The 8,127-nt window shown below is 40.0% G+C and carries 9 protein-coding genes; all 9 read left to right on the top strand.

Translation table 11 applies throughout. The features are described 5' to 3' along the window. Positions 1-334 (top strand): IS3 family transposase (locus tag FFM62_RS01710; protein WP_137604531.1); only part of this gene is annotated, 334 nt, incomplete at its 5' end. Between the two features lie 15 nt (positions 335-349). Further along, positions 350-1,138 carry an SGNH/GDSL hydrolase family protein gene (locus tag FFM62_RS01705; RefSeq protein ID WP_307722223.1) on the top strand — a complete coding sequence of 263 codons (789 nt, stop codon included), beginning with the start codon at positions 350-352 and terminating at the stop codon, positions 1,136-1,138. Positions 1,139-1,350: 212 nt separating this feature from the next. Beyond that, on the top strand, positions 1,351-2,376 hold the full coding sequence (gene hrcA, locus FFM62_RS01700; protein ID WP_115470479.1) for a heat-inducible transcriptional repressor HrcA: 1,026 nt from the start codon (positions 1,351-1,353) through the stop codon (positions 2,374-2,376). A 19-nt stretch (positions 2,377-2,395) separates the two neighbouring features. Continuing rightward, on the top strand, positions 2,396-2,956 hold the full coding sequence (gene grpE / locus FFM62_RS01695) for a nucleotide exchange factor GrpE (protein ID WP_075269460.1): 561 nt from the start codon (positions 2,396-2,398) through the stop codon (positions 2,954-2,956). Positions 2,957-3,011: 55 nt separating this feature from the next. Then, positions 3,012-4,847, top strand: a complete 1,836-nt coding sequence (gene dnaK / locus FFM62_RS01690) for a molecular chaperone DnaK (RefSeq protein ID WP_075269461.1) — start codon at positions 3,012-3,014, stop codon at positions 4,845-4,847. 107 nt (positions 4,848-4,954) lie between these two features. Continuing rightward, entirely contained in the window at positions 4,955-5,881 is a 927-nt protein-coding gene (locus FFM62_RS01685) for a DnaJ C-terminal domain-containing protein (protein ID WP_075269462.1), read from the top strand. Positions 5,882-5,962: 81 nt separating this feature from the next. Continuing rightward, positions 5,963-6,238: a hypothetical protein gene (locus tag FFM62_RS01680; RefSeq protein WP_075269463.1), complete on the top strand. Its 276-nt coding sequence runs from the start codon at positions 5,963-5,965 to the stop codon at positions 6,236-6,238. 15 nt (positions 6,239-6,253) lie between these two features. Beyond that, a complete protein-coding gene (locus FFM62_RS01675; RefSeq protein WP_115470480.1) occupies positions 6,254-6,994 on the top strand; it encodes a hypothetical protein in 741 nt (246 codons plus the stop codon). 144 nt (positions 6,995-7,138) lie between these two features. Further along, on the top strand, positions 7,139-8,119 hold the full coding sequence (gene rnz / locus FFM62_RS01670; protein WP_075269465.1) for a ribonuclease Z: 981 nt from the start codon (positions 7,139-7,141) through the stop codon (positions 8,117-8,119). Positions 8,120-8,127 lie beyond the last annotated feature (8 nt).

The raw sequence follows: 8,127 nt of genomic DNA, 5'->3' as shown, positions 1-8,127 counted from the left end.
AAATACTAGACCCAAATTAAATTACCGTTTAACAATCCACTCTGACCAGGGATTCCAGTATCAAAATTATGAATATGTCTCACGTTTGCAGAACAACCATGTGTTTCAAAGTATGAGTCGCAAAGCGACCTGTCTAGATAATGCTATGGCGGAGAGCTTCTTTCATCTCTTGAAGGTAGGAACTGTCCATAATAACCATTATCAAAACTATGACGAGCTGAAGTCTGCCGTCAATAATTATATCTATTACTACAACAATAAACGGATTAAAACAAAGCTGGCCGGAAAAACTCCGGTTCAATACCGAAGTCTTTCCGACCAGCTAGTTGCTTAAACTTCTCTCCAATTTTTGGGGTTCAGTTCACAATTACTTTATTTTCAGAATAAAAAAATTTGGATAGTTGGTGACTCGTTGATGGTCGGGTGGGATGGCACAAAGTTATTAAAAGAGAATTGCCCGAAATTTATTTCCCAAGTCAGCCACGCAAGAGTTAATAATGACTACTCTTTTTCTGGTGCGCAAATTAGTGGTAATCAACAGATGCGTACATTCGATCTAACCAATAACGTTTCGAAAATTATTCTGGATCCACAATTCCAGTCTGCAGATATTCTATTGTTGTCGTTAGGTGTTAATGATTTAAATTACAGTGATAATAATATTGGTTATGTGCAGCAACGACTGCAAACGAATATTATGCGATTACATTCAGCTAATTTAAATGTAAAAATTATGGGTTTATTGCCGTTTGAATCATATATGAAAGATAAAAGAAGTTATTATAGATTAGCAGAACTACGAATGGCTCTGACAGAAGTTTACCAATCTTTTGGCATACCGGTCTTGAATTGGCGACAGGCAGGATTTTCGTATGACTATTTTTCTATCAAAGATGGTGTTCATCCAAATAGTATGACTTACAAACTAATGAGCACTACTATTGTAAATTTTATGGTTTTAAACAGATCTGTCATGCCGCTGGATATATCAAATCAGTCATTATTTGTTTCGAATGGTTGGCAAACGAATGAACAAGGACAGCGACAGTATGCCAAAAACAATATTCTGTTGACCGATTGGCAAATAATCGATCAGACTGCTTACTATTTTGATCCAATTACTAAAGCGCTGAAATAAAAAATGGACAGATGGTGACAATCAACGTCTTTGTATAGGCACTGACAAAGTAGTAATAAGGCAACGGATACGCAAGATTTTGCGTAGTTCATTTTCTACAATTAGCACTTAATAATAAAGAGTGCTAAAAGGTGTTGACAAGTTAATATAAGGCGTGTACTATAATAACTGTTAGCACGAAGTAGTTGAGAGTGCTAAGAAAGGTGACGCGTATGTTAACGGAGAGACAGCGGCTAATATTAGCCACAATAATTCGCGATTACGCAAAAACCGGCAAAGCTGTTGGATCTAAAACACTGTTAAATGAATTAGATCTAGCAGTCAGCTCAGCAACTGTGCGAAATGAAATGGCACTACTAGAGGAATTGGGCTTGCTACAAAAAGAGCACACTTCATCGGGTCGCGTGCCTTCACAACGGGGCTACCGCTATTATGTTGATGAATTAATGCATCAACATCATCTATCAAGAGTTGTTCAAAAATCATTAGAACGTGTATTTAATCGAAATTTCGAAGAGATTGACGATTTGATGCAGACGATGGTAGATGAGTTAGCGAGTCTGACAGGCTATACGGTTGTTGCCCTTAAACCTGAATCAGTTGATATTCGGCTTTCAGGGTTCCGCTTAGTACCCATAAATGGCCAGCAAATCATGGCTATTATTGTTACTAATGATGGACAAGTTACGAGTCAAAGTTTTAGATTACCAGAGGGGATGTCTATTAGAAATCTTGATGATATGGTTGATTATATTAATCGAACGTTAGTTAATCAGCCCATTGTCGAAGTGTTAAGGACATTAACTGGTGATTTACCTTGGCAAATGGAGCGAGTTATTCGTACACCAGTTGCATTTTTACAATTGTTTGGTGACGTATTAGCACGATCGATTCATGATAACGTGTTTATCGGTGGTTATTTAAATGTTCTTGACTTCACCGTTGATTCAAGCTTGCAAGATGTTAAGCAACTATACCAGTTACTTGATTCGGCGCAAGATATGAGACGGGTTGTTGGAACGGCTAATGATGGGGTGATCGTACAAATTGGTGATGAAAATGGTAATAATTTATTATCACCATATAGTCTTGTGTCAGCCACATATCGTGTTGCACAGTATGGTGTTGGTGCCATTGCTATTTTAGGGCCAACATCGATGCGCTATGCTGACATGGTTAGTTTGGTTGATGCGTTCCGCAGTGCTTTATCGCAACAGTTATTAGAATATTATCGTTAGTTAGAAAAGAGGTGTTGACATGTCAGAAGAAAAGAAGACTCCTGAAGAAGAAGTTGAGGTCGTCAATGAAGAAGCGGATGTTGACACTGAAGCTAAAGCTACTGAGGCTGAAGAGCCAAAGACAGAGGCAGACCAAATTTCTGAACTAGAGACAAAGGTTGCCGAAGCCGAAGACAGGTATCTACGTGCCGAAGCTGAGATGCGAAACATGCAATCTCGTTATGCGAAGGAACAAACACAAGCGGTTAAGTTTGCAAATCAAAAGTTAGCTGCTTCAGTTTTGCCAGCTGTAGATAACTTGGAGCGTGCGCTACAAGTTGAAGTCGAAGATGGTGCAGCTAAGCAAATTAAGGATGGGGTTGAGATGGTTTACAAAACGCTAATCTCAGCACTTGAAGAACATGATGTTAAGGCAGTTGGTGAAACTGGCGAAGCATTTGATCCGAACTTCCACCAAGCAATTCAATCAGTACCTGCAGATGATGATCATCCTGCCGATACAATTGCGACGGTTCTTCAAAAGGGTTATGTTTTAGCTGATCGAGTAATTCGACCAGCAATGGTAGCTGTTTATAATTAAACAACTAGTTATTAATTAATATATAAAAAATCTGATCAATAAGAGGTAAATTATTATGTCAAAGATCATTGGAATTGATTTAGGAACTACAAATTCTGCTGTTGCTGTTATGGAAGGTGGATCTCCAAAGATTATCACTAACCCAAACGGTGGTCGTACAACGCCATCAGCTGTTTCATTTAAGAACGGTGAGACACAAGTTGGTGACACTGCTAAGCGTCAAGCAATTACCAACCCAGACACTGTGTTGTCAATCAAGTCACACATGGGTGAAGCTGGTTACAAGGTAACGATTGATGGTAAGGATTACACACCACAAGAAATTTCAGCAATGATTCTACAATACATCAAGAAGTATGCTGAAGATTACTTAGGTGAGACAGTTGATAAGGCTGTTATTACTGTACCTGCATACTTTAACGATGCCCAACGTCAAGCTACTAAGGATGCTGGTAAGATTGCTGGTTTGCAAGTTGAACGTATCGTTAACGAGCCAACTGCTTCATCATTGGCATATGGTCTAGATAAGCTTGACCAAGACCAAAAGATTTTGGTTTACGATTTGGGTGGTGGAACATTTGATGTTTCTGTTCTTGAATTAGGTGATGGTGTGTTCGAAGTACTATCAACCAATGGTGATACACACCTTGGTGGTGACGACTTTGACCAAAAGGTTATTGATTGGTTAGCCGATGGCTTTAAAAAAGAAAACGGCATTGACTTAAAGAATGATAAATTAGCATTACAACGTTTGAAGGATGCTGCTGAAACTGCAAAGAAGACTTTGTCATCAGCTACTGAAGCTCAAATTGATTTGCCATTTATTACAGCTACTAACGAAGGCCCATTGCACTTGCAAACAACTTTGTCACGTGCTCAATTCAACCAATTGACAGCTGACCTGGTAAAGCGTGCTGAAGCACCTGTTCGTAGCGCTTTGAAGGATGCTGATCTTTCAATGGGTGACATTGATAAGGTTATCCTAAACGGTGGTTCAACTCGTATCCCAGCCGTTCAAGAGTCAGTTAAGGAGTTGACTGGTAAGGAACCAGATCACTCAATCAACCCTGATGAAGCTGTTGCTCTTGGTGCAGCTGTTCAAGGTGGTGTGATTACTGGTGACGTTAAGGACGTTGTTTTGCTTGATGTTACGCCATTATCATTGGGTATCGAAACAATGGGTGGTGTCTTCACAAAGTTGATTGATCGTAACACAACGATCCCAACATCAAAGTCACAAACATTCTCAACTGCTGCTGATAACCAACCAGCCGTTGATATCCATGTTTTGCAAGGTGAGCGTTCAATGGCTGCCGATAACAAGACATTGGGTCGTTTCCAATTAGCTGATATTCCTGCAGCTCCTCGTGGTGTACCACAGATCGAAGTTAAGTTCGACATTGACCGTAACGGTATTGTATCTGTTTCTGCTAAGGATTTGGGTACGAACAAGGAACAAAAGATTACCATCCAAAGTTCAGGTTCATTGTCAGAAGATGAAATTGAGCGTATGATGAATGACGCGAAGGCCAACGAAGAAGCTGACCAAAAGCGTAAGGAAGAAGCTGACTTGCGTAACGAAGTTGACCAATTGATTTTCCAATCAGAAAAGACATTGGAAGAAGCAGGCGACAAGTTGTCAGATGATGATAAGAAGCCAGTTGAAGACGGCGTTGCTGATTTGAAGGCAGCCAAGGAAGCTGACGACTTAGAAGATATGAAGGCAAAGAAGGAAGCTTTGGAGAAGGTTTCTCAAGAATTAGCCGTTAAATTGTATCAACAAGCACAACCAGAAGGAGGCAATGACGGAGCCGCACAAGACGGTCAATCAGGTAATGATGATACTGTTGATGGTGACTTTGAAGATGTCTCAGATGATGACAAAAAGTAAAAATTAACGATCTGATCTAAACAACCCTACGTTACGGATCATACGCCCTTGTGAGAATAGCAGCTCACGGGGCGATACATATTTAAATTTTTAGGAGGACTTGCCTCATGAATAATACTGAATTATATGAGCGTTTAGGTATTGATAAAAATGCCTCACAAGATGAAATTAAGAAAGCTTACCGTAAGTTATCTAAGAAATATCACCCCGATATTAACCATGAGGCAGGTGCCGAGGAAAAATATAAGGAAGTTCAAGAAGCTTATGAGACGCTAGGTGATGAGCAAAAACGTGCCATGTACGACCAATATGGTGCTACTGATGGCCAACCTGGTGGCGGCCAAGGTGGTTTCGGCGGCTTTGGCGGTTTCGGTGGCGGTAGTGCCCAATATGGTGACTTCTCTGACCTTGGTGATATCTTTAGCCAAATGTTTGGTGGTGGCTTCCAAAATCCAAATCGCCCTCGTAAAGGACAAGATTTACAATATCGTATGAACTTGACGTTCGAAGAGGCGGTCTTTGGTAAAGATACGACAATTTCGTACACTCGTTCTACTGATGATGGTAAGCAAGAAAGTAAAGAGTTGAAGGTTACTGTGCCAGCGGGAGTTGAAAATGGTCAACAAATGCGCTTATCTGGTCAAGGTGAAGCTGGCTTTAACGGCGGACCTTACGGTGATTTGTTTGTTGTATTCCATGTTGCACCATCTAAGGATGGTTTCGAGCGTGAAGGTGCTACGGTTTATTCACGAATGGGTATTGACTTTGCTACTGCAACATTGGGTGGTGAAATTTCCGTTAAAACAGTAAACGGTGAGGTTAAACTTAAGGTACCAGCTGGAACAGCAACGGAGACTAATTTCCGATTGCGTGGTAAGGGTGCTCCTCACATGCGTAATAACAACAACAATGGTGATCACATCGTGACATTATATGTTGAAGTGCCAAAGAAATTGAACAAGGAGCAAAAGAAGGCCCTTGAAGCTTTCCGTGAGACAATGACTGGCGAGCATAAAAAAGGATTTTTCGGTTAATAAATAACCACAAGTGACCTTTGTTTAAGGTTGCTTGTTTTTTTATATGTCATAATATACTGATGGATAGGGGTGTGCGACATGCAATTAGGGGAATTAAAAGTATCAGTAAATGGTATGTCTTTAAGTCGTCCAATTGCAACCCGCCTATTTGTCCCTAATTTTGAATCAATTAGAATCGTTGGCAAAGATGGGCACTATTTGATTTTAGAAATAGATAAGAATCAAGTAACAACAGTCAGTGATTTACAGCAGTATCAAGATGATAACTTAGAAATAGTTGTTCGTGATCGTGATCAAGTGTTACACAAAATTTACGGCTACCGCATTATTCAAGATGTTATTGTGTTGGGCTGATTGAGGAAGGAAAGTATGCAAAGACGAATCGGATGGCTTTTAGCAACAATTATCGGCATCGTTGCCATTATTGTTGTCTTAGTATTATATCGTAGTAATGGGCAGCCTACCCGTGTTCGAACGATGGCTGAGGTAAACCTAAAACATAATAAACAACCTTTTGCAAAAAAAGGTAGTGATGATGGTAAGTATGAACCAACGAAAAAAGATTTAGCCAACAAAAACTTTGTCCAAACTGGGCAAATTAAAAAAGTCGGCCAATATCAGATTACCGAGAACGGTCTTGTTCAGAAGTGGGTCGATAGTAAAAAAGTAAATCAAACAATTACTAACGGTACGCTTGACTACAAGATTGAACAAATTAATGTCATCAAAAATACGGCTAGGACACAAAATGCTTTAGTATCTGCTAGACATACATTAAATGATCGAAATATTTCTGATAAGTTTACGACTTTGGTAATTAATTACCGAGTGACTAATAATAACGCAGTGACGGCTATAACACCGGGCATTACAGCGGTTAAGTACCCTGGTAGTACAACGATGTCAGCATTGAGTGGTATTTACAATGATGGTCAGTTAAATACGGCTGGTGTTGTGCCATATAGTACGGTTGTTACAACAACAACCGTTTTGGTACCGAAAAAGGACGTTGCGAACTTAAAGTCACTTAATGTGCAGTTTGCCACGGTAAAAGATTCTGCCGGTAACGAAATTGAAAAACCTTCTGCAGTTAATACAATTACGTTTTAACAGATTGAAACAGCTGTATTAAACCGTTGAAAAATGATAATATTATAAGTAGTATTGACCGTCGTTTTAGGCGGTTTTCTTTTTGAATAAGTTTGATACTTATCCATGAACAGACATTTAAAAAAAGATAAGGAGTTCCTAACTATGCAAATTGAGTTTCTGGGAACTGGCGCTGGTTCACCAGCACACTTTCGTAATGTAACTGGTATTGCGTTACGTTTACTTGAAGAAATTAATGAAGTATGGCTGTTTGACGTTGGTGAAGGAACCCAACGTCAAATGCTACGATCGACCATTCGTCCCCGCAAGGTAACAAAAATATTCATTACACACTTACATGGTGATCATATTTATGGCTTGCCAGGATTACTTTCGTCACGCTCATTTCAGGGTGGTGAAGATGAATTAACAATTTACGGTCCCAAAGGTATTCGACAGTTTGTTGAAGTTAGTTTACGTGTATCACAGACACGTCTAACTTATCCAATTAAATTCGTTGAATTATCAGAAACTGGTGGGGATGTTTTACAGACAGAGAAATTTACAGTGTCTGCATTACCACTAGATCACCGTATCACTTCGTTTGGTTACCGGGTAACTGAACATGCACATCCAGGTGAGCTATTAGTTGAACGCTTGCGAGAATTAAATGTACCCGCTGGTCCGTTGTACGGACAGTTAAAGCAGGGTAAAGATGTAACGTTGGCCGATGGGCGTACGATTCACGGTGCAGATGTTATTGGGGATCCACAACCAGGTCGTTGTGTCGCCATTATGGGTGATACTCGCAAAACAGATAATACGATGACCCTTGCAAGGAATGCCGATGTTTTGGTACATGAATCAACATATGGTAAGGGGGAAGGTAAGCAAGCCCGTAATCACTTCCATACAACGAGTGTACAAGCAGCCGCTATTGCTGATCAAGCGCAGGTGGGTCGATTGCTATTAACGCATATTTCGGCGCGCTATGCTGGTAAGGCTGCTAATGAATTGGCCTATCAAGCGCGAGCTATTTTTTCTAATACCCGTGTAGTCAATGATTTTGACGTTTTTGATGTGCCATTTGGTAAGCAAGGAAATACGAAACCGATGAAATTAACCATAACAAATGAGGTTGAGTAGCAAGGAGG

Origin of the sequence: Weissella thailandensis (assembly GCF_005405465.1) — a bacterium.
Lineage (GTDB): Bacteria > Bacillota > Bacilli > Lactobacillales > Lactobacillaceae > Weissella > Weissella thailandensis.
The sequence above is the reverse complement of the archived record's forward strand: the minus strand, read 5'-3'. Positions and strand labels throughout refer to the sequence as shown.